We start from the raw sequence: 25,652 nt of genomic DNA, 5'->3' as shown, positions 1-25,652 counted from the left end.
ACGGGCCACCAAACGGGAGCGCGGCTGTTTTTCACTATTCAAGGAAAAACAGCCGCGCTCCCGTTTGGCTATTAATCACCAATGGCGCGTAGCAGCCCCACCAGCGCCGCATCAATCTCGGATTCGGTGATGGTGAGCGGCGGGGCAATGCGCAACGAGTTGTCGCAGAACAAGAACCAGTCGGTCAGGACACCTTCCTCGGCCAGGGCGCGGTCAATAATCGGCTTGAGCACCTCAAACGAGTCAAACTCCACGGCCATCAGCAGCCCGCAGTTGCGCACCGCCCGAATGGCCGGATGCACCAGCCCGGCACGCAGCCGCGCCGCCTTGGCCGCCACCCCCGCCAGCAGATTCTCCTCCTGAATAACCTGGAGCGTGGCCAGCGAGGCCGCGCAACTCACCGGATGCCCGCCAAACGTGGTGCAGTGACCCAGAATGGGATTGGTCTGGAACCCCACCATAATCTCGGGCGACGAGATAAAGGCCCCAATCGGCATGCCGCCGCCCATGCCCTTGGCGCACACCAGAATATCGGGTACCACCCCAAACTGCTCGAAGGCCCACTGTGTGCCCGTGCGCCCAAAGCCGCACTGAATCTCATCCAGGATGAGCAGTGCGCCCACCTCGGTGCAGCGGGCCCGCACGGCGGGCAGGTAGCCGGGCAGGGGTAGGCGCACGCCGGCTTCGCCCTGCACGGTTTCGAGCACCACGGCGGCCGTGTTTTCGGTAATTAAGTCTAAGTCCGCCAACTCGTTGTAGCGCAGGTGCATCACATCGGGCAGCAGCGGCCGGTAGCTGTTCTTAAAGCCCTCGGAGCCGGTGATGGACAGGGCGCCGTGCGTGGAGCCGTGGTAGGCATGGTGGGCCGAAACCAGGCCCGTGCGGCCCGTGTGGCGCTTAGCCAGCTTGAGCGCGCCCTCAATGGCCTCGGTGCCCGAGTTGGTGAAGTACACCGTGTCGAGCGGGGGGGGTAGGGTGGCGGCTAGCGCGTGCGCCAGCCGGGCGGGCGGCGCCTGCACCAGCTCACCATACACCATCAGGTGCAGGTATTTATCGAGCTGGTCCTGAATGGCTTGCAGCACCCGCGGGTGCCGGTGCCCCACATTGCTGACGCCAATACCCGAAATCAAATCCAGGATGGGGCGGCCTTCCGGCGTGTACATATACACGCCCTCGGCCCGCTCAATCTCCAGCAGCAGCGGAAACTCGGACGTCTGGGCCTGGTGGCGAAGAAAAAGCTGGCGGGGCGTAAGCATAACGCCCGCAAAGGTACCGCCGCCGTTGCGGGCGGGGGTAGGGCTGGCTACGGCTCAGTAACGGACGCTGGGCTACCGGGTCGGCCCGCTACGCGTTGCAGCACCTCCTTGGTAAAGTCGCGCTCGGCCTGGTATAGCTGCGCTAGCTGGCGCAACGTCAGCACCTTCTGGGCCCGCTCAAAGTAGTCTTTCTCCAAATTCAGCTGCTGCTGCCGGATGGCAAAATCCTGGTTGAAATTATCGCGCAGCTGCGCATCGCTCAGGCCAGAATTATCGGCGTCGCGGCGCAGCAGGCGGGCCGCTCTGTTTAGCTCGCGGCGGCGGGCCACGAAGTCATGATACATTGGCCAGAAGCGTTGGGCCTGGTCCTGGGTCAACGTCAGGCGCGAGGTAATGAAGGCGATTTTGGCGTTGTCGAGCTGGTTGAGGCGGCCGCCCTGGCCTAGGCGGGCGCGCCCCTGCGCCTGCGCTGGCGGGCTGGCCAGCAGCGCGGTGAGGCACCAGCCACTCAGTACTAAAAACCGTAAACTATTCATGGCAAGTAAGTTAAAAAACTAAAGCAGCGACCCGTCCTCGGCGGGCTGGGCATCGAGCGCTTCGGTTAGCTCAGTAGGCGAAGATTTCAAGTACTGCCGCGTAATGCCCAGCTGGCGTGTTGGCAGCTCGGCTAGGTCGAGCATATCTACGTGGGTTTCGCCGCTGGTGAGGTACTCCACCAGCTGCTGCTGCGGCACGGCATCGAGCGTCACTGCGGGGGTAGCCACGCCCAGCGGCGCACTCCCCAGCCACATAGAGGCCGCAAACGTGCCCAGCAATACCGTTGAGGCCAGGCCCGTGCGCACGTACATGGGCGCCTGCCACAGCCACACCAGCAGCGGCCGGTGCGCCGGTACTGCCACCTGCGCCATGATGCGCGTGGGCAGCTGGTCGAAGTAACCCGCCGGCGGGTTGCTCAGCGGCTGCACCCCGCGCCGCAGATGCTGGTCGAGTCGAAAGGGAGGTTTCATGAATAGTAGATAAAAAAAGCGGCCCAAGGTTTAATTCGCGCCATCGGGAGCAAAGCCCAGGTTATCGGCGGTCGTAACGTATTCCTCAACTTTGCGGGCGGCGTGGTGGTAGCTGGCTTTCAGCGCGCCCACGCTGGTGCCGGTCACTTCGGCCATTTGCTCGTAGGGCATCTCGTCGTAGTAACGCAGGTTGAATACCAGGCGCTGCTTGTCGGGCAGCCGCAAAATGGCTCGTTGCAGCTTCAGCTCAATCTCGTCGCCCGCAATGGCGGGGTCGGCCTCCAGCTTGGCCGCCAGCTCGGCCCCCACGTCGTTGAGGGGTAGGAAAAACTTGCGCCGCTTGCTCTGCAAAAAACTCAGGCACTCGTTGGTCGCAATGCGGTAAATCCAGGTGAAAAGCTGGGCATCCTGCCGGAAATTCTCCAGGTTTTTCCACACTTTCACGAATACATCCTGCGTAAGGTCGTCGGCGTCGTCGTGGTCCACCACCATCTTGCGCACATGCCAATACACCTTCTGCTGATACTTGCGTACCAGTTGGTTAAAGGCCAGGTTGCGACTAGCCGGCTCGTGAAACTTAGCGAGAATTTCGTGGTCTTCCAAACGCAGAGTGGGGGCGAATGCGTGGGTTGGACGCCGGAAGGGGGGTAGGGTTTAATGCGTCGCCCGCAAGGTGTACTTTACCGCCCAAAAATGCTCAGCGAGGTCGTCTGCGCCGAGCGAATGGTAAAGTTGCGCACATCCGTAAACTTGCTGCCGTTGCTATTTGCCGTGCGAAAAACCAGCCGGTACGCGCCCGGCTGCATCGCCAGGTTGAGCTTGCTGCTGCTTTCGGGCAGGTTATAAATCCAGGTCTGCGACTCGTCGTCGTTGAGCTTGTAGATGCTGCCAAACCCCTTCAAATCGGAGGTGATATTGAGCGTGCCCGGCGCGGCGTAGCTCACGGTTGCGGTCTGGCCCTGGCGCACGGTCACGCGCTCGATGCTGCGCGGCAGCGTCAGAATTTCGACCTCGTAGTTGCCAGCCAGCACCTTCTGGCGGCTGCCGAAGGGTAGGGATAGCCCGGTGGCCGTGCTGCCCGCCGCTCGCACCACCGCCTGCACCGCCCCGCCGTACGGGTTGGGCGTGATATTGGCCGGCTGCAAATGCAGCGTACCCTGCGGCGTCTTGAAATTCAAGACGTTGGTGCGGCCCGCCTTAATGGGGATATTAGCCTGCCGGATAGCTGGTACCGTGTTGATAATGAGGTCGTAGCTCTGCAAGGCGTCGATATCGACCACATCGGCCTTGCCCTGGGCGTCGCGGTAGTGCACGTAGTTGTACTCCGGCTGCCCGGTCACGTTGTTCACAAACGTCATGTTCACGTTCGATTCCACCGGCCGGCCGGCCTCGTCGGTAAGGTTCACGGCCACCGTGGTTTTGGCCAGCGTCTGAGCAATAACGTCGTTGAGCACCGTCTGGAAAGTCTTGACCTCGGCCGCGTTGTAGTACTTGCCCAGGCATTCGAGCGCCCGCCCAAAGTCCTTTTCCGCCCCGATGCCAATCACAAACGGCTTCAAGAAAATGCGCTTGCGCTGCAACGCCAGCGAGGCCGCGCAGGGGTCGCCCTTGCACGATTCTACCCCGTCCGTAATGAGCAATAGTACATTGCGCGACGTTTTATCCTGCGGAAAGTCCTTGGCCGACTGCTCCAGCGAGTAGGTAATGGGTGTGTTGCCTTGGGCCTTCAGCGTCTTGAGCCGCGCCTTGATGGCGGCGGCGTTTTTGGGCGCGAAGGGTACTTCGAGGCGTGAGTCTTCGCAGTTTTGCTCGGCGTTGGGGTGCTGGTGGCCGTACACGCGCAGTCCGAGTTCCAGGTTGGGGTAGGCGTTGAGCGAGTCGGCCATTTTGGCCAGCAGGCGCTTGGCCACCTCCCAGCGCGGCTTGCCTTCCCAAGGCGCCATCATCGAGCCTGAGGCATCGAGCAAAAACAGAATGCGCGTGACCTTGGGTCGCTCCGGCGGCGCGTTCTGCGCCCGGCTTTGCAGCGTGAAAAACAACAGCACGCAACCCAGCAGCAAGCGGATGGCACAACGAGCAAAAGGTCTGAGCGGGAATAACATCGGCGAAATTTACAGCGCTGGCGCGGGTTTAAGCGCGGCGTAACCAATTGTATTTATGCCGCACTACTGCTAGGCGCTTGCCGATGGCGAGGGGGGGTAGGGAAACCTGTGCGCAGCAATAGTTACATTATGCAGCAAGGCGGCAGCAGTACGGTACCTAAATTCGTGGCGCTGCCTGCCCCTGCGCCGCCCCAAGCAGCCGCCGAAGCTATCCGGCTGCCCCAGCCTTTTCTCCTTGCCCATTCCGTCCCGTTCATGAGTACTGCCCGCTTTCTTTTCCAAAAATTCGCCAAGCTATTATCCGCCAAGGGGTTGTACGTTGCCAAGTCACTCAATTATAAAACTGCCACCGCGCCGCTTCCCATCAACCTCGATTACGTGCGCCATGCTACTTTAGGCCTTTGCTTTCAAGAGATTATGACTAAGCAGGTGCCCGGCAACGTGGCCGAGCTGGGCGTGTACCGGGGCGATTTTGCCAAGCGGCTCAACCTCTTATTCTCCGACCGGAAGCTCTACCTGTTCGATACCTTCACGGGCTTCGACAACCAGGATGTAGCCAAGGAAAAAGCAAGCGGCTTTTCAGCGGGCGACCAAAACTTTGCCGATACCAGCGTGGAGATGGTGCTGCGTAAAATGCCTTTCGCCCATCAGTGTATTGTGAAGCAAGGCTTCTTCCCGGCCACTGCCGCCGGAGTAGACGATACTTTTTGCTTCGTTAGCCTCGATGCCGATTTGTATGATCCCATCCTGGAAGGATTGCGGTTTTTCTACCCGCGCCTGTCGGCGGGCGGCTACATTTTCGTGCACGACTTCAACAATGACCAGTACAAAGGTGCCCACCAAGCCGTGCTGGAATTTTGCCGCGCGGAGGGCATCGGCTTCACCCCGCTCCCCGATAGCGGCGGCACTGCCGTGCTGAGTAAGTAACGAGCGTTGGTGGCTATACACGCGCATTCTAGACTCAAGTCAAGATAGCCTACTATCATTGGCACCACTGGCGCGAGTTTAGCGCAGCGTAACTCGTGCCGAGCATAGTATGGAGGTTGTCCTGCACTCGCGCCAGTGTGGGTATATCATACCTTGAAAGTAGTTTTTGATAGAGTTATTCGCGTTTCATTACAATTCGGTAAAACGATAAACCCCCGCGCCAGCCTTTCAGCCGACGCGGGGGTTTATACTAATTGGCTACTGCCAAGCTACTACATATTCTTCACAATCTCCTCACCGAACTCACTCGTTTTGAGAAGGGTAGCGCCTTCCATCTGGCGTTCGAAGTCGTAGGTGACGCGCTTGCTTTCGATGGCGGCTTCGAGGCCCTTGTTGATGAGGGCGGCGGCTTCTTTCCAGCCCAGGTGCTCCAGCATCATTACCCCCGAGAGGATAACCGAGCCGGGGTTCACCTTGTCCTGGTTGGCGTACTTGGGCGCGGTGCCGTGGGTAGCCTCGAAGATGGCGTGGCCGGTGAGGTAGTTGATGTTGGCGCCCGGCGCAATGCCGATACCGCCCACGATGGCGGCCAGTGCGTCGGAGATGTAGTCACCGTTCAGGTTCAGCGTCGCCACTACTGAGTACTCGGACGGACGTAGCAAAATCTGCTGCAGAAAAGCATCGGCGATGCTGTCCTTGATGATGAGCTTGCCCTGGTCCTGGGCTTGCTTTTGCAGTGCGTCGGCGACCGACTGGCCCTGCTTGGCCACTATTTTATCGTACTGTGCCCACGTGAATACCTTGCTGCCAAACTCCTTCTCGGCCAGCTCGTAGCCCCAGGTTTTGAACGCGCCTTCAGTAAACTTCATGATGTTGCCCTTGTGCACTAGCGTCACCGACGGCAGCTTGTGCTCCAGGGCGTACTTGATGGCGGCGCGCACGAGACGCTCGGTGCCTTCCTTCGATACCGGTTTGATGCCGAACGACGACGACTCGGGAAAGCGAATCTTCTTCACGCCCATCTCGTCTTGCAGGAATTCGAGCATTTTCTGGGCCTGCGGCGTGCCGTTCATATACTCGATGCCAGCGTAGATGTCCTCCGTGTTCTCGCGGAAAATGACCATGTTGGTCAGCTCCGGGTGCTTCACGGGCGAGGGCACGCCGTCGTAGTAGCGCACGGGGCGCACGCAGGCATACAGGTCCAGCTCCTGGCGCAGGGCCACGTTGAGCGAGCGAATGCCGCCGCCGACGGGGGTAGTAAGGGGGCCTTTAATGCCCACCAGGTATTCGCGGAAGGCGTCCAGAGTTTCGGCCGGAAGCCAGTTGTTGAGTTGCTTGAAGGCTTTTTCGCCGGCCAGCACTTCTTTCCATACCAGCTTCTTCTTGCCGCCGTAGGCTTTTTCTACCGCTGCGTCAAATACGAGCTGCGCGGCGCGCCAAATGTCCGGACCCGTACCGTCGCCCTCGATGTAGGGGATGGTTGGTTGGTCGGGTACATTCAGCTTGCCATTTTTAATGGTGATTTTCTGCTCTGCCATGAGGAAAAAGGTTGTCTATTAGTCGTTATTCAGGATTGGGTGGGAAGTAGGGGGTAGGGGAGCCGCTTGTCATTGCGAGCAACGCGAAGCAATCGCACCAAAACGACACTCGAACGTCTTGTTCCAGTGCGATTGCTTCGCGTTGCTCGCAATGACAAGCAGCATAAAATTTCAGTATAAAATCAATACCCAAAAATCTCTTTCAGCGTCAGTTGCTGCACGGTGCCGTACTTAGCTAATTCCTTGAAATTCAGCCGGTCCTTGGAGCCGATAACCAGAATAACCTGGTTCTGCCCCCGGATTTTAGCCTGCTGAAATTTCTGTAATTCGGCAAACGTCATGTTCTGGGTTTGGTCATATACGTCGCGGCGCAGGTCGTAGTCGAGGCCCAGGCGGCGCGCCCGCTCGTAGCTGAGCAGCACGCCCTCGTGGGTAATGCGGTCGGTAGCGATGCTGTTGCGAATGCTCTGCTTGGCGATGGCCAGGTTGGCGTCGGCCAGCGGCATATCGGTGAGCAGGCCTTCCATGCCGGCCATGGCCTCGGGGAGCTTGTCGCTCTGCGTGCCGATGTAGCTGAGGATGTAGTTCGAGCGGCCCGTCTTATCCGCGTTCGCGTAGCGCGACATGGCCGAGTATGCCAGCGCCTTGCTCTCACGCAAGTCTTGAAATACGATGCTGCCCATGCCGCCGCCGAAGTACTCGTTATACAGCGCCACCGTAGGCGCCATCGTGCGGTCGTAGATGTCGCCCTTTGTCAGGAACAGGATTTCAGCCTGTACCATCTTATAATCGACCCAGTAGACTTTTTTATCCTTCAGCGGCTGCTCGGCAAAGTCCTTGGCGGCCGGGTCAGGCTTTAGGATGGCAGGCGTGCGGTGCTCGGTGCGGATAACGTTGGTAATCCCCGCCACTTCGCGCGGCCCGTAATACAGCACGCGGTGCTGGTAGGTGGGTAGGCTTTTCAGCAGCGCCGTCAGCTGCTCCGGCTTCAGCGTTTTCAGCTGCGCCTCCGGCACCATATCCGTAAACGGATTGCGCGGGCCGTACTTGGCGTAGTTCAGCATGGCCTGATTCAAAATCACGCCTTTATTAAGCTTGGCATCCTGGCGCTGCTTCAAAATACCAGCCACCTGATTTTTGAGGGCCGCCGCGTCGGTGCGCGGGTTATTGAGCAATTGCTCAAATAGCTGCATGGCCGGCTCCAGGTTGCTATCCAACCCGCTGAGGCTGATGAGCACGCGGTCCTGGCTGCTGCTGACGGCAAACGAGCAGCCCAGCTTGTAAAACTCCTGCTGGAGCTGCGCCGCCGAGTACTGACCGGTGCCTAGGTACTGCAAATAATCCGTGGCTACGTCAAGCAAAGGGTTATTATTAGTGCCTAGGTCAATGGCGTAGAACAGGCTGAACAGTTTATTTTCCCTGTTTCTTGTGGCGTACAGCAGTAAACCCGGCTTAATAGTGTCCTGCTCAATATCTGTCTTGTAGTCAATAAAAACCGGCTGCAACTCCGTGTTGGGCAGCTTCGATACCTCCGTATAGAAGGCCGAAGCCGCGTCGCGGTTGGCCGGCACCGGCGTAATGGCCGGCTTCACTACCTTCACCTTGTTGGGGTCTTCGCCGGTGCGCTTGAACACGGCCACGTAGTTCTGGCCGTAGTTATCGTTAGCAAACTTGACGATTTCGGCCTTCGTAATGGTCGCAAAATCCTCGTTCTGCTGCACGTAGTCGGCCCAGCTTACGCGCTCAATAAACGACTCGTACATGGCCGAAGCGCGGGCCTCGTTGCTCTCGTAGCTCTTGGTGCGGCCCAACTTCTCGTTGTTGACGATGGCCGGAATGAGCCAGGCGGGGAAATCGCCGCGCTTCACCTTGGCTACTTCAGCCAGCATCAACGCCTGCACTTCCTCCAGCTTCTGGCCCTGGCGCGGCGTGCCGTAGAGCACGTGCGTCGAGTAGTCATCGTTGAGGTCGGCGAAGGTCTGGGCTTGCAGCACCTTCTGCTGCTGGTTGAGGTCGAGGTCGAAAAGGCCAGCCTGGCCGTTGGTCAGAATTTTATCCAGCATCCGCAGGCGCAGGGCGTCGCGGGTGGCCTTGCCAGGCAGGCGGTAGCCCAGCATCACGTTTTCCGACGCTGGCCCCACTACCTGCTTCACGAGGGGGGTAGTAATTGGTTTCTCCACCGGCGCGGTAAAGGTGGGCGCCGGCTTGGCTGGCAGCTCGCCAAAATACTTGTCAATCAGCCGGATAGTCTGGTCGTAGTCCAGGTCGCCGCTCAGGCAGAGCGCCATATTGCCGGGCACGTAGTACTGGCCGAAGTACTTCTTAATCTCGGTTATCGACGGATTTTGCAGGTGCTCAATCGTGCCGATGGTGGTTTGGGTGCCGTAGGGGTGGGTAGGGTAGAGGCTGGCGTTCAGCGCCTCAAACTCCTTGCTGAAATCGGAATCCAGGCCCCGGTTTTTCTCCTCATACACTGCCTCCAGCTCGGTATGGAACAGGCGCGGTACCATTTCCTTGAGGCGCTCGCTCTGCACGGCGGCCCATTTTTCGAGCTGGTTACTCGGAATATCTTCCTGGTAAACAGTCTCTTCGTTCGACGTATGCGCATTCGAGCCCTTGGCCCCAATGCTGCCCATCAGCTTGTCGTACTCGTTGGGCACAGCGTAGCGCGCCGCTACCCCCGAAATGGAGTCAATCTGGTGGTAGGTGCGCTTGCGGGCCAGCGGGTCGTTGCGCTCACCACGGTACACTTCGTACAGCGCCTCAATCTTATCCAACTCCGGCTTCTCCTTGCTCCAGTCCTTGGTGCCGAGGCGCGAAGTACCTTTGAACACCATGTGCTCGAGGTAGTGCGCGAGGCCGGTAGCGGTGGCCGGGTCGTTCTTGGAGCCGGCGCGCACAGCCAGGTACGTCTGGATGCGGGGCGCGTTCTTATAGTCTGACAGGTAGACCTTCAGGCCGTTAGCCAGCGTATACACGCGCACGCCGAGCGGGTCGTTGGGCGCGGTTTCGTAGCGGTAGGCCCGGGGGGTAGGGGCCGTAACGGCGGGGGCGGTAGTGGCTGCCGTAGCGGCAGGCTTACTCGATTGACACTGCGTAGTGAGGCCGAGGGCAGCCAGCGCGGGCAGCAGGAGCAACAACGGTCGATTCACAAACAGGGTAGTCAGAGCGCGAGGGACTTGCAATAGGGGCACAAAGGTAGAAGTTCGTGCGGGGAATAAAAAACAAAAAAATCAATTCCGCAGAGTTACCTTTCGCGATTCAATTGCTGAGAGTAGTAACCTAGAAAACACGCATTTGCGCAAAATTGTTGCGGGCTTTTTTCTCACAGCCTGTCTTGCTGTCGTGGCTAAAGTGCCCCGTTTTGCATGGCCTGCGCAGGACTCAGCGCGTTCTCCCCTAAGGGCTTCCGCTGGTACTAGCGCAGCGCCCGTTCGGCTTGCCGCAACCAGCTAAAAAGGGGTTGCCAGCTAACGTAGCGCTTCTCAATTAGTAGTAATCCGGGCGCGCAAAAGATGTCGGTTCCCGTGCTAGCTCCGCCACTGCCTACCCCTTCTCCGGAGCCCGGAAAGCGCACAAAGCCCGACCAAACGCTGTCTGGCCGGGCTTTGTGCAATTTGTTTCTCTGCTCTATTCGGCGCTGGGGGCTGCCGGAGCATTGTTATCCGCAGTAGGGGTAGCGCCTTCGGCCGGGCGTGGGCCCTTGCCGCCCCGGTTGCGCCCGCCACGCTTGCGGCGGCGCTGGCCCTCAGGCTTATCGCCATCGGCAAGGGGCTCACGGGGGGTAGGGGCTTCCCCTTCAGGACGCGGCTCACGGGGTGGGCGCGGGGCGCGGGGTGCTTCGCCTTCGGGACGCGGCTCGCGGGGCGGGCGGGCCTCGCGGGGCGGGGCCACGTAGGCCGGCACGGGGGCCTGGCCGGCGTCGATGGCCGCGAGGCGCGCCGTGGCCTGGGCTAGCCGCTCAGCGCGTTTAGGGTCATTCTTGTCTTCGTCGCGGCGCGGGCCGCGGTCGCGGCCACCACCGCCTTCGCGGCGGTCGCCCTCGGCGCGGGGCGGGCGTGGGCCCCGGTCGCCTTCGCGGCGGGGACCGCTGTCGCGACCACCACTACTGCCCCGGCCACCTTCGCGGGGACCAGTTTTGCCCCGCAGACCGCTAAAGCGCTTCGGGTCAAACTCGGGTGCGGGGCCATAGCCCAAGCCTTCGGTAATGGCCTGCTTCTCAATCTCGCGCTCAATGAGCTTCTCGATTTTGATGATGCGGTCCTGGTCCTGGTCGGCGATAAAGGTGATGGCCGTGCCCGTGGTGGCGGCGCGGGCCGTGCGGCCAATGCGGTGCACATAGTCCTCGGCGGCGCGGGGCACGTCGAAGTTCACCACGTGGCTCAGCGAGTCAATATCAATGCCGCGGCTCACCACGTCGGTAGCCACCAGAATGGGGAATTGCTTGTTTTTGAAGGCGCGCATCGTTTCTTCGCGCTCCTCCTGGGTGCGGTCCGAACTTATGCCCTGGGCGGGGTAGCCCAGCTTGTTGAGCGAGCGCACGATGCCCGCTACGGCCGCTTTCTTGCTGGTAAAGAGCACCATGCTCTGCACGTCCTGGGCCTTGATGAGGTGTTCCAGCACGGGCAGCTTCTGGTGGTCAAACGTCATGTAAAACTGCTGGTTGATGCCCGCCGCGGGCTTGCTCACGGCCAGCCGCACTTCATCGGGGTCTTGCAGAATCTGCTGCGAGAAATCCTTGATTTTGCTCGGCATGGTAGCCGAAAACAGCAGCGTCTGGCGCTGCTTGGGCAGCTGGCGCACAATGTTGAGGATGTCATCGGCAAAGCCCATGTCCATCATCTTATCGGCCTCGTCGAGCACCAGGTATTTCAGGTCCTCAAACTTGACGTAGCCGAGCTGCATGTGGGCAATAAGGCGGCCGGGGGTAGCCACGATAATATCGGCGCCCGAGGTGAGCGCCCGCTTCTGCTGCTCCCAGTTTTCGCTCTTGCCGCCGCCATAAATGGCAATGGATGAAGCTTCTACAAAATAGCCGAAGCCCGTTACCTGCTCATCAATCTGGGTAGCCAGCTCGCGGGTGGGCACCAGCACCAGCGTGCTGGTAGTGCCGTGGCCGGCGTGCGAAATCTTGTCAAGCAGCGGCACCAGGTAGGCGGCCGTTTTGCCGGTGCCGGTCTGGGCGCAGGCAATCAGGTCTTTGCCGGCGAGAATCTTCGGAATGGCCTGCTCCTGAATGGGCGTGGCGTTGAGGTAGTTCATGGCATCCACGCCGGCCAGGAGGTCGTCGTGGAGGTTGAAATCGTGGAAAGTCAAAGGTTCAGCTTATGAAAAGTGAATGAAAAAGAGCTGACCTTGCGTTTCCCGGCCAGCAAACCGCTTGATTTAGAACAAAGGTAAGCTGAATAAGTGCCCCGCTTGCGCCTACCTTCGCCCCATGTCCCTTGACCGTTTTTCGGAGCAAGCCGCGCAGTACGCTCGTTATCGCCTCTCCTACCCACCCGAACTCTACGCCTGGCTATTGCCGCAGGTGCCTAACCGCCTGCGGGCCTGGGACTGCGCCACCGGCAATGGCCAAGTGGCCACGGTGCTAGCCGACCACTTTCGCGATGTGGAGGCTACTGACCTCAGCGCCAATCAGCTAGCTGAAGCCGAGGAGCGGCCCAATATCCACTACCAGGTAGCCACGGCCGAGCATACGCCCTTCCCCGACGACTACTTCGACCTAATTACCGTGGGGCAGGCCGTACACTGGTTCGACCAGGAGGCCTACCACCGCGAGGTGCGGCGCGTGGCCGGCCCCGGCACCGTGTTGGCCGAGTGGGGCTACGGCCTGGGCCAGACGGGCAGCGCGGAGTTGGATGCGCTCATCCGGCACTTTCACGATGAGGTGGTGGGTTCTTACTGGGACGCCAACCGCTGGCACGTATTAGATGAGTACGCGCGGCTGCAATTTCCCTTTGCCCGCGTGCGCACCGCTCGGTTTGAGGTACGGCGGCAGTGGTCGGCGGCCTGGTACCTAGATTATCTGCGCACGTGGTCGGCGGTGGCCAACTACGGCCGCCAGCACGATAATGCCGATGCCGTGCTGCTCATAGCCGATGAGCTGACGCGCCAGTGGGGGGTAGGGGAGCGGGAAATAGTATTTCCAGTGTTTGCGCGGGCCGGCGTGGTGTAATGAAGTAGCAACTATTTCGATGAAACCTAAAAAAATTCTTAGTCTGCCCGCCGGTTGGAAAGTGCGCGTGAAGCTGTCGACCACCGGTAGCTATACGGTGCTTCTTTTTAAGCAGCAGCAAGTTCGTATGGAACTCATGTGCCAGAAAGCCTCCATTGCCATGGCCGTGTGGGAATGCATAGAATGGGCGTCGCGGGTGCAAACCGATAAAAAACTGCTATATCCTTTAGGCTGATGACTGCTACCCTGCCCTTTGCCGGCCTGCGCGTCCTGGAGCTGGCTACCGTGCTAGCCGGCCCGCAAGTGGGCCAGTTCTTTGCCGAGCTGGGGGCAGCGGTGCTGAAAGTAGAAGCGCCCGCCGGCGACGTAACCCGTACCTGGCGCACCGCTGGCGACGACCCCGAGAGCAGCGTATCAGCCTACTTCGCGGCTTCTAACTGGGGCAAAACCTCGCTGGTACTCGACCTCACGCAGCCCGCCGCGCAGGCCGAACTGCACCGGCTGGCGGCCCAGGCCGACGTACTGGTAGCCAGCTTCAAGCCCGGTGCCGCCGACCAGCTGGGCGCTGGCCCTACCCCCCTGCGAGCCCTCAATCCGCGCCTCATCTACGCGCACCTCACGGGCTACGGCCCCGCCAGCCCGCGCGTGGGCTACGATGCCGTGCTCCAGGCCGAAACCGGCTTCATGCACCTCAATGCCGCTGGCTCGGCCGACCCGCCCCAGAAGATGCCCGTGGCCCTCATTGACCTGCTGGCCGCGCACCAGCTCAAAGAAGGTATCCTTACGGCGTTGTATCAGCGCGAGAAAACCGGCCTGGGTGCCTTAATCGAAGTGAGCCTGCACGATAGCGCGCTGGCCTCGCTGGCCAACCAGGGCGCTACCTGGCTCACCACCGGCCACGACCCCGTGCCGCTGGGCTCGGGCCACCCTGGCATTGTGCCCTACGGCACCGTGTACCGCGCCGCCGATGGCCAGCGGCTGGTGCTGGCCGTGGGCACCGACGCGCAGTTCGGGCAGCTGTGCTTGGTGCTGCAACGGCCGCACTGGGCCCGCGAAGTGCGCTTTGCCACCAACCCCGCCCGGGTGCGCCACCGCCAGGCACTCGAAGAGCTGCTGCTGGTGCGCATTGCGGAGCTCAACGGCGCGGCCCTGCTGCACGAGCTAGCCCGCTTGGGCGTGCCGGCTGGCGCAGTGCACTCGGTAGGCGAGGCCCTGGACCAGGAGGTGGCGCGGGCCATGCTGCTGCCCCCGGCGGCCACTTTTCCCTACCCCGGCCTGCGCACCGTAGCGTTTCGCAGCTCGGCCTGGCCCACTGCCGCTACCTTGCTACCCCCCCCGCCGCTGCCCAATGGAGGTTAGGCGCGATAATTGGACAAGCGGTGCCTCGCAACGCCTTCCCAGGCTTTACCGTTGAGGTAATTCGTTACCGCTTTTGCATGAAATGTATATCCCTGCCGCGCATTCTCGGCATACTACTAGTGGGGTTGCTGCTGTTGGCGCAACGCCCGGCCCAAGCCTATTCTGTACTCAGCCACCAAGCCAATATTGACTCGTGCTGGACGCCGTGCCTGCGCCCGGCCATTGAGCGGCGCTTTCCGGGGGGTAGCGAAGAGGACCTGCGCAACGCGAAAGCCTATGCCTACGGAGGCTCCATTATGCAGGATATGGGCTACTACCCCTTCGGCTCGCCGCTCTTTACCAACCTGGCCCATTACGTACGGTCGGGTGATTTTGTCAGCAATTTATTGAAGGAAGCGCGCGACCGTAACGAATACGCCTTTGCCCTGGGGGCGCTGGCCCACTACGCCGCCGATATCTACGGCCACGAAATGGGTATCAACCGCTCGGTGCCTCTCCTTTTCCCCAAGCTTGGCGAGCAATATGGGCCGGTGGTGACGTATGCGGAAGACCCGGTGGCGCACGGCCGCACCGAATTTGCCTTCGACGTAACGCAGTTGGCCGCCGGGCGCTACCGCTCCAATGCCTACCACGATTTTATTGGCTTTAAGGTCAGCAAAGACCTTCTGGAGCGCGCCTTTGCCCAAACATATGGCCTGGAGCTGAAGCAGATAGTGTTCAACGTAGAACTAGCGCTGGGTTCGTATCGCTTTGCGGTGCGTAACCTCATTCCGCTGGCCAGCCGGGCCGCCTGGCGCGCCAATCGGCACGAGCTGCGCAAAGTGAACCGCCGCATTCGCCGCCGCGATTACGTGTACAAGCAGAGCAAAGCTAATTATGAGCGCGAGTACGGCTCAAACTATGAGCGGCCGGGTTTCGGCGCGCGCATCGTGGCCGGCATTATCCAGATTATCCCGAAAGTTGGTAAGCTCAAGAGTCTCAAGTTTATTGCTCCTTCACCCAAGTCGCAGGCACTGTTTCGTGCCAGCTTTCACCAGACTATCTTGACGTACTGCCGGTTCCTGAATGCGCAAACGGCCGAGGTGAACCAGGCGCCCAAATTGCCTAACACCGATTTCGATACCGGTCATCCTACCCTCTTGGGCGAGTACAGCCTGGCCGACCGCACTTACGGCGAATGGGTACGCGAGCTGGCCAAAAACGATTTCAAAGACATTACGCCTCCGGTGCGCCAGAATATCTTGGCTTTCTTCGCCGACAACTCACGCTCACCAAGCAATGTGGAGGAGAAGGAAAAGGACAACCTGCGCAAAACCCAGGAGGCCTTGGTACGCTTGCGCGCCCTGAAACCCTAGTTATCGTCGCCCCGGCCGGTGGGCAGGCCGGGGGTAGGGTTGCCTTGGTTGCCTCGCACCGTAGGAATGCCCATTTTCTCTTCCCTCTTCTGCTGATAGCGAGCAAATTGGGCAGGATTGAGCACGTCTTTCAACTGCTCCAGGCGCGCCAGGCCAATATCCTCAATGGAGCCGCGCAGCTTGGCCGGCTCCTGCCGGTAGCGCACGCGGGCGGCCTCCAGGTTGCGCACCGAATTGGTATTGATTAGCCGGACTTTCTCGACTTGAGCAGGATTCAGGCTAAGTGCCTGCGTCATGTTTACCGTAAGGGCTTCGGCGCGGTCGGCTACCGAGGTAGGGCGGGGCGCCACCGGTTCAGCAGCCTTGATGGTAGCCGAAGCCAACTGGGCCATGGCGGGTAAGGAAGCAAGCGAGAAACCGGCTGCTACCAAAAATAGGGGAATAGTGCGCATATATGCTAGGTAATATAACTACTACGTATTATTTATTCTGTAGGAATTGCCTATAAAAGAAATCAGTAGTGTTTAAAACGAGACGAATTGCGGGGCCTGGGTTTTCAGTTGATGGCTTGTCGCTGCCAGCTCACAAAACGGGGACCCGCTACAAACACAAGTTGCTGCTATTTTAGTGCCGAAAATCGTAATCGCATAAAAAAAGCCGCTGATAAACAGCGGCTTTTTTTATTCTACAAGGTAAGTAGCTCCTTACTTAACGGTAAAGCTAGCTCCGGTAATTTTCTTAGTGTTGGTATCGAGCGTACTAGGCGTGAGAACGATGGTGTACGTTTTAGCCGTAGGTACCACGATGTCGTCAGCATTCTGTACAAGCGAGCTGCCAGTACTACTCCAGGTGCCCCCAAGGGCGAGGTTATCCCAAAGGATTAAAACCGGAGCGCTGCTGGTGCAGCGCTCCGTGTATTCGGGCAAAGGAGGCTTAGTAGCCAGGATTTTGCGGCAGGTTAGGATTCACTACCCGGTCGGTATTCGGAAGGGGGAATATCGTGCGAAACGCTTCGATATCCTTGCCAGCGGGTAAGCCGCCCTTGAATGCCCAGTTGTAACCGGTTGTGTACTTGCCGAAGCGAATGAGGTCGGTGCGGCGGTGGCCTTCCCAATACAATTCGCGGCCACGCTCATCGAGGATGTCGGCGAGCTGCACGCTGGCAAGCGGGGCTGCACCCGAGCGAGCGCGCACTGCATTGACTTGCGCGAGGGCCGTGCCGGCCGTGCCGCCCGTGCCACCCCGGAGCAGTGCTTCGGCGTACATCAGCTGCACATCGGCGAGGCGGAACATGGGGAAGTCGGTGTCGGGGAAGTTGCCGGAGCCGCCGTTTACCTGCGCGTCAGAGCCTTGCTTGCCGGTTGAAGTCACGTTCCTATACTTCAGAACCAAGTAACCGTTGGTGAACAGGGCTAGCGTATCGACGCTCGATTTCTGGCCTTTGGTGTAGAACAGCGTCTGGCGAGTATCAGCCGTGCTGGTAGCCCCGCCCGGAAAGAGCGAAGTCAGTGCCGGCTTGGTGCGCAAGCCGCCCCAGCCACCGTTGATTCCAATAGTGGCGGGCTGAACCGAGCCACCTACCGGCGCGTGAATCAGGTAGGTCATGCCGCCGTAGGTTTGCGTTTTGATGCCGTCGAACGCAATAGGGAAAATGATTTCGTTGCGGGCTGCACTCTTATCATTATCTGCCAGGAAGAGCCACGAGTAGGTGGGGCTCAGTGTATAACCGGCGTTCAATACTTTGTTGGCGTAGGTAATGGCGTCAGTCGAGCGGTCGGTACCCGTATACACTTTTGCATTCAGGTAAAGCTTGGTGAGCAGCGTCCAGCACACGGCTTGGTCTACGCGGGCATATACGGCGCGTGGCTTCAGCAGCAGGCCAGCCACGTCAACGGCTTTCAGCTCTGACTCGACGTAGGTAAACATATCGCTACCCTTCTTGTAGGACGGAATGGTGCCGATAGCGTCGGCTTCCGTAGCAAAGGGGCCGCCGCCAAATAGGTCGATAGCGTGCCAGTAGCTCAGCGCGCGCAGCACGCGGGCTTCGTCGCGGTAGGTGCGCACGGTGCTGGCCGCGTCGGTGCTCAGGCCACGCTTCGTGAGGTTGGCATCCGAAGTTTGGCGAATGAACTCGTTGCAGAGTGCGATTTCGTAAAAAACCCGGTCGTAGGTAGCGCGCACAAAGGCGTTGTTGGCATCCCACTTATTGGTATTGAGGTCAGGAAGGCCACTGTCGGTCCAGCCAATTACGGCTTCGTCGGTGGTTACTTCCTGAATTTGCCAGTACTGGCGCAGGTAGTTTGAGAAGCCTTCGTCGATACCCGAAATATCAGGCTGGGCAGTGCCACTTGATGGGCCATTCTGGCCGCTCACCGCAAAAGTGGCGTAGAGGCGCGCCAGCACCTGCTGAATCTGGGCCGGGTCGCTGTACACTACTTCGGAGTTGGCCGAGTAGTCGGGGGTCTGGTTGAGGTCTTTGGTACACGAGGAAGCGGCGGCCAGCCCAGCGGCCAGTGCTAACATTCCCAGGGTGCGAGTGAAATTGCGTTGCATAATTGCGAGAGGGTGGGAAAAATTAGATGCCAAGATTCAACCCAACCGTGAAGGTGCGGGGGCGGGGGTAGATGGTCTGGTCGATGCCGGGTGCCGGCGGCGAACCAGTTGGGAAGTTCACGATTTCCGGGTCCAGACCCGTATACTTCGTGATTACAAACACGTTTTGAACTGCAAGCGACAAGCTTAAGTTCGTGCCTTTTTTGATTAGTTCGCCGAAGTTGTAGCCCAGGGTAGCGTTCTGCATCCGCAGGAAAGAGCCGTTCTCTAGGAAGTAATCGGAGTATATCTGAGACGAGGTGAAACCCGAGTTGAGTACCTCCCGGTTTTTGTTGCTGGCGTAGCCATTGCTGGTTGCGTCGTAGAAGGCCTGCGAGCGCTGGTTGTTGTAGATGTAGTTGCCCAGGTTGGCGCGCAGCGTGAAGGCCACGTTGAGGCCTTTGTAGCTCATGTTGGCACCACCACCCAGGATGTAGTTCGGGCGGCCCGACTTGTAGCGGTAGAAGTCGTCGGCCGTGCTGCCGTTGCCGTTGCGGTCTACATACACGCCTTCGAGCGGCTTGCCGTTCTGGCCGTATACCTGCTGCTGCATGTAGAACGTGTTGGCCGAATAGCCCACTGAGTTCACCTGAATCGTGTTGCCTACCCCCCCGCTGATGCCGCCAACCTTCTGGCCCACGTCATCGGACGAGTTGGAATTGCTAAGCTTCGTGATTTCGTTGTGGTTGTAGGTGGCGTTGGCGTTCACCGTAATGTTGAGGCGGTCACCTTTAACTAGGTCCAGGTTGACGATGGCCTCTACCCCCTTGTTGGTGAGCGAGCCCACGTTGAAGTTGCCCGCGTTAGACAAACCCGACAGGGCCGGGATATTTGTGAAGAACAGCAGGTTCTTGGTGTCGCGCTGGTACACGTCGAATGAGCCATATAGGCGGCCGTCGAAGAAACCGTAGTCCAGACCGGCATTGTACGTCGTCGTCGTTTCCCAAGTGATATTGGGGTTGTACTGGTTGGGGCGCAGGGTCTGGTAAAACTGATTACCAAGCTGATACTGGGCCGTGAGCGTGCTCAGGCCTAGGTTAGCCAGGTAGGGGTAGTAACTGCCCCCCAGGTCTTGCTGACCCGTCTGGCCATAGCCCACGCGCAGCTTCAGGTCCGAAATAGCAGTCGAGTTTTTCAGGAATTCCTCGCCCTTGATGCGCCAGGCAAACGCGCCCGATGGGAAATAACCGAAGTGGTTAGGGTTGAAGCGCGACGTGCCATCGGCCCGGAACGTCCCCGTCAGCAGGTATTTCTCCGAAAAATTCAGGTTAAGGCGGGTGTAGTAACCTTCCAGCACGTTGGTGTCGAGCGTAGTGTACTCCCCGTTGTAAGCTGGTGCCACGGGCTGCTGGAAGATGGTGCCGTCGGCCGAGTAGTTATTAACGATGTAGTTGCGGTTCTCAAATTTCTGGTAGGAGTAACCCGCCAGGAATTCCAGCTTGCTATTGCTGCCAAAGCTGTGCTCGTAGCGACCGTAGGCTTCGAGCAGTGTGTTGTTCAGATCCTGCGCGTAGTAGTTGTTGGCACCGCGCTGGTTGTAGAATGCTGCCGCATTGGTAGCGGCATTCACCGTGCCCCGGCCGCGCTGCACGTCGTAGCCCAGGTTTACGTTGGCACTCAGGCCCGTAATGAACGGAATTTTGTAGTCAAGCTGAATATTGCCAATGCTGCGCTTCACCGTGCTGCGGTCGCGGCGCTGGTTGATGAGGCCCACTGGGTTAAGCGTTGCCAGCGAGTTAAGCTGCCCATTGCCGCTGGGGTCCAGGAACTGGTAATAGCCACCATAAGGGGCATACTTCGCATCGGTTGAGGTGATGGGCTGGGTAGGGTCATAGAGCACGGCCGCGCCCACGGCGCCCTGGTCCGAGAAGTTGTTGTCAATCCACGAGCCCTTGAGGTTCAGGTTAATCTTCAGGCTACCGTTGAGCAGTACGGGGTTCAGCGTGAGCGAGCCCGTGTAGCGCTTCAGGTCATTGCGCTTCAAGATGCCCTCCTGGTAGAGGTAGCCCGTCGAGATGCGGTAGGGGAGGATGCCGGCTGCACCGCTGATGCTCACGTTGTTATCGGCCGAGTAGGCATTGCGGTAGATTTCCCGCTGCCAATCGGTATTGGCCGTGCCCAGCGAGGCTTTTTGGCTGGCGCTGCCCTTGGCATTCACCAGCGCCCGAAACTCGTCTGCGTTCAGCACATCTACGTACTTAACGGGGGTAGAAATCGACTGCAGCGTCGAAGCCGAGGCGTGGAAGGAGTCGCCCTGCACACCCCGCTTGGTAGTTACCAAGATAACGCCGTTGGAGGCCCGCACCCCGTAAATAGCAGTAGATGAGGCATCTTTCAGCACCGTAATGCTCTCGATGTCGTTGGGGTTGATGAGCGAGAGCGGGTTGGAGGCACCCGAAATGCCCGTGTTATCTACCGGTACGCCGTCGATAACGATGAGGGGCTGGTTGGAAGCCGACAGCGACGAGCCGCCGCGAATCAGAATCTGGGAGTTGGAGCCTGGGGCACCACCGCCGGTCGTAATCTGCACGCCTGCTACCTTACCCTGAATGAGCTGCTCGGGGTTAGTTACCTGGCCCTTTACAAACTGCTTAGAGTCAATTTGCTCCACCGCGCCGGTCAGGTCCTGGCGGCGCTGCGTGCCGTAGCCAATCACTACCGCTTCACCGAGCGCCGTGGCATTTTCGCCCAATAGTTGGGCCGGTACGCTGGTGGTGCTGCCGGCGGTCACCGTTACGGGCACTCGGGAAGTAGTGTAGCCGATGAACGAGATTATCAGCGTGTGGGGGCCAGCGGGCACACCCGCAATGGTGTAGGTGCCGTCGGCATTGGTTGAGCCACCTACCGAGGTGCCTTCAATCAGCACCGTAACACCGGGTAGGCCTTCGTTTTTAGCATCCGCAACGCGGCCGCTTACCGAGCCGGTAGTAGCCTGAGCCCAAGCGCCTAGGGAGGCGGATAGACCGAGAATCAAAAGTAGGAGAAACCGTAGCTTCACCAGGTAGGAGTGTTTCATAAAACGTTGAAACGGGTGGGGAAAAGTGAAATAAGAAAATGAGTAAAGACTTGGCTTGTTTTGCCGCTTGCAGCCCCTAAGAGCTAGGAAAACTACTGGCACCAGCAAGTCAAAAAAGCTGTCAAAAAGGGGGGCATGACAACTGCAAACGATTGCGGATGCGAACCGCTGAAATAGTAAAAAATTGTTAGAATTGACAACAAGATAAGTTATTGTGCCACCATAATCCAATTAAAAAAGCCTTTTTTACTACTGGCGACCAAGTTGGCAAGAAGCCTAACTGGTGAGGTCAGTAGCGTGGGTTTGAAGACTATTGAATTCAGGTAGAAAGGCTAGAAAGTCCTGCGTAGCTCATTGTGTTATGAGAGAGGAGAAAGGATATTTAGTAAAATTCATTGCCCCAACTAATTAGCCTAATAGATAAGGCGCTAAAGCATGCTCCCGGAGCCGCCTTGCCACGCCGCCGGGGGGTAGGGAATAGGCCGCTGGCAACTATTTTTCAGGCTGCAAAAGGCCCCTACTGGCTCGTGAGTAAGCCCGAAGAAAAAACTGAGAATAAGCGGCACCCTAGTTGCTACTGCACGCGAAAAGCCTATTGGACGCAGTGCGCTGGTTTCAAGGCCAGGTTTTGCATTTTGAAACAACGCTCGCGCCCCTACCCCCGCGCGGGTGCCCCGGCCTAGCGGGCTTGCCTGCTACGGAATACCCGCCGTACTTTTGGTTGATTTCGTCTTCCTTATGAAAGCTATTTACTGCATTCCGCTACTAAGCATCTTGATACTAGGTACCTCGGCCGCCGCTACTGCGCAGGTGCGGCGCCCGGTGCCCGGCAAGTCGTCGGCTAAGGGCAAGCCGGGCAGCCGGGTAGCGGCCCCCCCGGCGCCCATGGAAACGGCTAAGCGCGTGGATAGCTCCGATGATGAAGGCAAGCCGCCCTTGGTTATCAGTAAGGTGAAAATAAAGGACCCGGTCTTGGTGTTTTACCAGCAGGCGGCGCCCAATAACGCGGTGCAGCAGTTGCTGATGGACGAGAAAAACCTGCCGCTGCTCAAAACCGTGTCCCTCGAAGACCTGGTGGCCCGCCGCGAGGTATTCATTGATGGCCTGGGCAACTACGACCCGCCCAAAGCCGCGGCCGATGCCGAGAAATACCGCCTCACGGGCGTGAGTCAGCTGGCCAGCAGCGAGAAGCGCAAGAGTGCCCCCGACGGCCGCAGCACCTATGCTCGCCTGAAAGTACCCAGCCCCGGCGACCTGTACGTAGTGCGCGAGTCGGCCGAAGAGTACCGGCACTTTGTGAGCGGCCCGCAGAAGAAAGGCTCGCGCATCGATTTCAGCGTGAACGCACTGCCGGGCGTCGATTCGGTGCGGGCTATTTATACGCTGCGCAAAATCGACGCGTCGGAACGGGGGGCGGGCAGCGGCGACATTATCCGATAGGGCCGTATGAACATTACGGAGGCTATTGCCCAGCACGTGCTGGATGCGCACGAAGGCAACAACTGGACGGAGGTTGACTTGGCGCATACGCTGCGGGATATTACGCTGGCCGAGGCCACGGCCCAAACCGCGGCTTCGCCCAACACCATCGCGGGGCTGGTGCGCCACCTGGCCTACTGGAACCGGGTAATGGTGCGCCGCGCCCAAGGGCACGCAACCGAAGTTGGCCCCACCAATGGTTTCGATGGCCCTACCCTGCACTCGGAGACCGAATGGGCGGCCCTGTGTGCCGACGCCCTGGCATCGGGCCGTGAGCTGGCCGCCGCGGTGCGCAGCTTCCCGGAGGCGCGCCTGCCCGAGCCAATTATCCCGAAGTATTCGTCGGCCTATAAAAACCTGCAAGGCGCCGTGGAGCACCTGCACTACCACCTGGGGCAGCTGGTGCTATTGAAAAACCTGGTGCGCAGCCAGACCGCGTAGAAGGCGATGGCTTACCGAAAGATGCTGTGGGGTTTGCTACTGCTTGCGGCTATCGCGGGCCAGCCGGCGCTGGCCCAAACTACGCTGCTTTTGACCTCCGTGCCCGCCGCTACCCCGGCCGGCCAGCCCATTTATGTGGCGGGCACTTTCAACAATTGGCAGCCCGCTGCTGCGGGCTACGCGTTAGCCCGGCAAGCCGATGGCACGTACCAGCTGACCTTGCCCACCACTGTGCGCGGGCCGCAGGAGTTCAAGTTTACGCGCGGCTCGTGGGCTACCGGCGAGGCCGATGCCAGCTACCAGCCCGTGGCCAACCGGCACGCGGAGGTGGGGGTAGGGCCGGCAACTCTTAGCTTTCAAATACTGAATTGGCAGGACCAACGTCCCGGTGGAGCCCCGGCCGCGCCCAAGCCCCACACGCTGGCCGCCAATGTGCGCGTGCTGGCCGATTCCTTTCGCCTACCCCAGCTGCACGGGCGCACGCGGCGCGTCTGGCTCTACCTGCCGCCCGGCTACTCACAGGCCAAGCCCAGGCGCTACCCGGTGCTGTACCTGCAAGACGGCCAAAACGTGTTTGACGCAGCCACGGCCTACGCCGGCGAGTGGGGCGTAGACGAAACCCTGAACCAGCTGGCTGCCAGTGGCCAGGACCCCACCGGCTGCATCGTAGTAGCCGTGGACAACGGCGGCGACCGCCGGCTCGACGAGTACTCGCCCTGGATGAATGCCGAGTATAAAAAAGGCGGCGAGGGAGCCCCGTACACCGATTTTCTGGCTCTTACCCTCAAGCCCTATATCGACGCGCACTACCGCACCCGGCCCGACGCGGCGCACACGGCTATTGCGGGCTCCAGCATGGGCGGGCTTATTGCGCTGTACGCAGGCCTCAAATACCCGCGCGTGTTTGGGCGGGTAGGGGTGTTTTCGCCAGCCATCTGGTTTGCCAAAGACTCTATAGTAGCCTATGAGCGGCACCAGCCCGCGCCGCGCGCCAGCCGCTTTTACTTTGTGGCCGGCCCAGCCGAAAGCGAAACCATGCTGCCGCTGATGGCCGCCGTGCGCGATGGCCTATTGGCTAAGGGGGTAGCCCCTCGCCAGCTCCGCCTGGCAGCCCCCGCCGATGGCCAGCACGCCGAATGGTTCTGGCGGCGCGAGTCTGGCCCCGCCTACCGCTGGCTGCTAGCCAAGTAGGGGGTAGGGATAAAAGCGGTTGATGAATTTTTCATTAACTGCGGCAAATAAACTTGCAGTGTTGCCGGCTACCCGTATATTTGCTACCACATGAACCGCCAGCATCTAGTCATTACCGCGATGAATTGCCGCCCCAAACCGGGGTCCGGAATCGCGCGTTATGGCCAGCTGCCACGGGTACCAAGCAAGTAAAAATGCTGCCACCCTCCCCGTTCAGCCCAGCTTAACAGCCCGATTCCAGCCCCCTGGAATCGGGCTTTTTTTTTGAATTTTACCTTATTATTACCGCTATGTCACTGCACTTGCTCGCCCGTCCGCACCACCCTGCTGCCCCCGCCTCGGGCATAGTCTGGAAGATGCTGTTCGACCGCCAGCAGGCCCTGCTGCACCGTTGGGCCGGGCCCGGCTTCTGGCAGGCGCTAGCCGAGCTGGGGTTGCGGCGCGACATCTTGCCCAACCTCACCCAAATCAGCCGCCAGGTGCAGCAGCGCACCGGCTGGACGCTGCTGCTCACCGGCACGCCCGTGAGCGAGGCCACCTACTACGAGGCCCTGGCCCGGCGCGAGCTGCCGGTAGTGTCGCGCCTGCGCAGCTTCAGCGAGTTTGACCAGCCGCCGGGCGGTGTCGACTTGTTTGCCGACCTTTTTGGGCGGGTTGCGCTGCTGTTGCAGTCCGGCTATGGCCAGGCGCTGCATGAGCTGGGGCGCGCTTGGGGGCTGGCCACCACGCCGGCCACGGTAGGGCTGCTGCGCCGGTTTGCTCGCGCCACGTTTGAGCGGGGACTGCTGAAAACCGAAGGTCAGTCGCATTTTTACGGTGCGGCGCTACTCACTACCCCCCGCTACCTGCACGCCGCCGCTGGGGCCGAGGCTACCGCTTATCAGCCCCTGGTCACTGCGGTACGCTACCTCAGCCAGCCCACGGCCGAGGCCAGCCTCACGGCCGTGGGCCCAGAGGTGTATTTTGTGGCCGAAAGCTGGGCCGACCTGACCACCGCCGTCGAGCAGCTGAGCCAGGAATTGGTGAAGCTGCAGCGTCAAGCCATTGGCAGCCAGCCGCTGCCATTTGCGGCGGTGCCCGCCGATTATACCGGCCGGCAGCACGCTTTTGTGGCCCGCATACCGGGCCTGCGGCAGGCAGATTAACTAAGCGGGGGTAGGGAAAAGATACAACAAAAAAGCGCCCACTTCAGCAGAAGTGAGCGCTTTTTT

General features: G+C 59.9%; 20 protein-coding genes. 9 read left to right on the top strand and 11 right to left on the bottom strand.

All coding sequences use genetic code 11. The features are described 5' to 3' along the window. Positions 1-71 precede the first annotated feature (71 nt). The 5 genes from E4631_RS17845 to E4631_RS17825 all read right to left on the bottom strand — a co-directional run bounded on the left by E4631_RS17845 (position 72) and on the right by E4631_RS17825 (position 4,323). Positions 72-1,256: an aspartate aminotransferase family protein gene (locus E4631_RS17845; protein ID WP_133655625.1), complete on the bottom strand. Its 1,185-nt coding sequence runs from the start codon at positions 1,254-1,256 to the stop codon at positions 72-74. Between the two features lie 47 nt (positions 1,257-1,303). Beyond that, positions 1,304-1,792 carry a hypothetical protein gene (locus E4631_RS17840; RefSeq protein ID WP_133655624.1) on the bottom strand — a complete coding sequence of 163 codons (489 nt, stop codon included), beginning with the start codon at positions 1,790-1,792 and terminating at the stop codon, positions 1,304-1,306. Positions 1,793-1,810: 18 nt separating this feature from the next. Further along, positions 1,811-2,263: a hypothetical protein gene (locus tag E4631_RS17835; RefSeq protein ID WP_133655623.1), complete on the bottom strand. Its 453-nt coding sequence runs from the start codon at positions 2,261-2,263 to the stop codon at positions 1,811-1,813. 30 nt (positions 2,264-2,293) lie between these two features. Then, complete coding sequence (locus tag E4631_RS17830) at positions 2,294-2,866, bottom strand: RNA polymerase sigma factor (protein ID WP_133655622.1); 573 nt, start codon at positions 2,864-2,866, stop codon at positions 2,294-2,296. 77 nt (positions 2,867-2,943) lie between these two features. Beyond that, on the bottom strand, positions 2,944-4,323 hold the full coding sequence (locus E4631_RS17825) for a VWA domain-containing protein (RefSeq protein ID WP_240735038.1): 1,380 nt from the start codon (positions 4,321-4,323) through the stop codon (positions 2,944-2,946). Positions 4,324-4,494: 171 nt separating this feature from the next. Here E4631_RS17825 and E4631_RS17820 point away from each other — a divergent pair, with 171 nt between their 5' ends. Continuing rightward, complete coding sequence (locus E4631_RS17820) at positions 4,495-5,292, top strand: TylF/MycF/NovP-related O-methyltransferase (RefSeq protein ID WP_317129135.1); 798 nt, start codon at positions 4,495-4,497, stop codon at positions 5,290-5,292. 272 nt (positions 5,293-5,564) lie between these two features. Here the strand turns inward: E4631_RS17820 and icd are convergent, their stop codons facing one another. The 3 genes from icd to E4631_RS17805 all read right to left on the bottom strand — a co-directional run bounded on the left by icd (position 5,565) and on the right by E4631_RS17805 (position 12,092). Beyond that, positions 5,565-6,830: an NADP-dependent isocitrate dehydrogenase gene (icd, locus tag E4631_RS17815; protein WP_133655619.1), complete on the bottom strand. Its 1,266-nt coding sequence runs from the start codon at positions 6,828-6,830 to the stop codon at positions 5,565-5,567. Positions 6,831-7,012: 182 nt separating this feature from the next. After that, a complete protein-coding gene (locus E4631_RS17810) occupies positions 7,013-10,015 on the bottom strand; it encodes a pitrilysin family protein (protein WP_240735036.1) in 3,003 nt (1,000 codons plus the stop codon). 445 nt (positions 10,016-10,460) lie between these two features. Continuing rightward, positions 10,461-12,092: a DEAD/DEAH box helicase gene (locus E4631_RS17805; protein WP_133655723.1), complete on the bottom strand. Its 1,632-nt coding sequence runs from the start codon at positions 12,090-12,092 to the stop codon at positions 10,461-10,463. A 175-nt stretch (positions 12,093-12,267) separates the two neighbouring features. On the opposite strand from E4631_RS17805, the gene E4631_RS17800 reads away from it, so the two are divergent. The 4 genes from E4631_RS17800 to E4631_RS17785 all read left to right on the top strand — a co-directional run bounded on the left by E4631_RS17800 (position 12,268) and on the right by E4631_RS17785 (position 15,722). Beyond that, positions 12,268-13,008 carry a class I SAM-dependent methyltransferase gene (locus E4631_RS17800; RefSeq protein ID WP_133655618.1) on the top strand — a complete coding sequence of 247 codons (741 nt, stop codon included), beginning with the start codon at positions 12,268-12,270 and terminating at the stop codon, positions 13,006-13,008. 19 nt (positions 13,009-13,027) lie between these two features. Beyond that, positions 13,028-13,243, top strand: a complete 216-nt coding sequence (locus E4631_RS17795) for a hypothetical protein (RefSeq protein ID WP_133655617.1) — start codon at positions 13,028-13,030, stop codon at positions 13,241-13,243. Then, entirely contained in the window at positions 13,243-14,367 is a 1,125-nt protein-coding gene (locus tag E4631_RS17790) for a CaiB/BaiF CoA-transferase family protein (RefSeq protein ID WP_240735034.1), read from the top strand. Before E4631_RS17795 ends, E4631_RS17790 begins: the two co-directional genes overlap by 1 nt. Positions 14,368-14,444: 77 nt before the next feature. After that, positions 14,445-15,722 carry a zinc dependent phospholipase C family protein gene (locus tag E4631_RS17785; RefSeq protein WP_133655616.1) on the top strand — a complete coding sequence of 426 codons (1,278 nt, stop codon included), beginning with the start codon at positions 14,445-14,447 and terminating at the stop codon, positions 15,720-15,722. On the opposite strand, the gene E4631_RS17780 is transcribed toward E4631_RS17785, so the two are convergent. From E4631_RS17780 to E4631_RS17770, 3 genes are all read right to left on the bottom strand, one after another. Continuing rightward, positions 15,719-16,174 carry a hypothetical protein gene (locus E4631_RS17780; protein ID WP_133655615.1) on the bottom strand — a complete coding sequence of 152 codons (456 nt, stop codon included), beginning with the start codon at positions 16,172-16,174 and terminating at the stop codon, positions 15,719-15,721. The two genes, E4631_RS17785 and E4631_RS17780, sit on opposite strands and share 4 nt — an antisense overlap. A 481-nt stretch (positions 16,175-16,655) precedes the next feature. Then, complete coding sequence (locus E4631_RS17775) at positions 16,656-18,275, bottom strand: RagB/SusD family nutrient uptake outer membrane protein (protein ID WP_133655614.1); 1,620 nt, start codon at positions 18,273-18,275, stop codon at positions 16,656-16,658. Positions 18,276-18,297: 22 nt separating this feature from the next. After that, positions 18,298-21,330 carry a SusC/RagA family TonB-linked outer membrane protein gene (locus tag E4631_RS17770; RefSeq protein WP_133655613.1) on the bottom strand — a complete coding sequence of 1,011 codons (3,033 nt, stop codon included), beginning with the start codon at positions 21,328-21,330 and terminating at the stop codon, positions 18,298-18,300. Positions 21,331-22,068: 738 nt separating this feature from the next. Here E4631_RS17770 and E4631_RS17765 point away from each other — a divergent pair. The 4 genes from E4631_RS17765 to E4631_RS17750 all read left to right on the top strand — a co-directional run bounded on the left by E4631_RS17765 (position 22,069) and on the right by E4631_RS17750 (position 25,586). Next, positions 22,069-22,770, top strand: a complete 702-nt coding sequence (locus E4631_RS17765; RefSeq protein ID WP_133655612.1) for a hypothetical protein — start codon at positions 22,069-22,071, stop codon at positions 22,768-22,770. Positions 22,771-22,776: 6 nt separating this feature from the next. Next, a complete protein-coding gene (locus tag E4631_RS17760) occupies positions 22,777-23,250 on the top strand; it encodes a DinB family protein (RefSeq protein WP_133655611.1) in 474 nt (157 codons plus the stop codon). A 21-nt stretch (positions 23,251-23,271) separates the two neighbouring features. Continuing rightward, on the top strand, positions 23,272-24,441 hold the full coding sequence (locus E4631_RS17755; RefSeq protein ID WP_205704261.1) for an alpha/beta hydrolase: 1,170 nt from the start codon (positions 23,272-23,274) through the stop codon (positions 24,439-24,441). Positions 24,442-24,731: 290 nt separating this feature from the next. Next, entirely contained in the window at positions 24,732-25,586 is an 855-nt protein-coding gene (locus E4631_RS17750) for a hypothetical protein (RefSeq protein WP_133655609.1), read from the top strand. The last annotated feature ends 66 nt before the right edge of the window (positions 25,587-25,652 follow it).

Source organism: Hymenobacter sp. UV11 (assembly GCF_004684095.1).
In the GTDB taxonomy this organism is placed as follows: domain Bacteria; phylum Bacteroidota; class Bacteroidia; order Cytophagales; family Hymenobacteraceae; genus Hymenobacter.
This window is presented reverse-complemented; position numbering and strand designations above follow the sequence as displayed.